The organism is Domibacillus sp. 8LH, assembly GCF_038806185.1.
Taxonomy (GTDB): domain Bacteria; phylum Bacillota; class Bacilli; order Bacillales; family Domibacillaceae; genus Domibacillus; species Domibacillus indicus_A.
The window spans coordinates 1-206 of sequence record NZ_JAVJNG010000389.1 but is presented as its reverse complement, the minus strand read 5'-3'; the positions used below and the strand labels follow the sequence as shown (position 1 = coordinate 206).

General features: G+C 52.4%; 1 protein-coding gene. It reads right to left on the bottom strand.

Annotation, left to right across the window (positions count from 1 at the left end; all coding sequences use genetic code 11):
- Nucleotides 1-206: dihydrodipicolinate synthase family protein (locus RG959_RS25125; protein ID WP_342799399.1), on the bottom strand; the 206-nt coding region annotated here is incomplete at both ends.

The following is a 206-nucleotide window of genomic DNA, read 5'->3' as shown; positions in this document are numbered from 1 at the left end:
TTAAAATAAGCAGCCTGCCCCTCCTGCTCGCCTGTTACAAGATATGGCGGCAGAATCAGATAGCCATCTGCCCCTTTATCTGCTGAAATTCGGGCCAGTTCCAGGGACGTTTGAATGTTGCCCCCTACACCCGTGTAAACCGGTACTTTCCCGCCGGTCACTGACACCGCTATTTCCACCATGGCTTCGTACTCACCCTTGCTTAA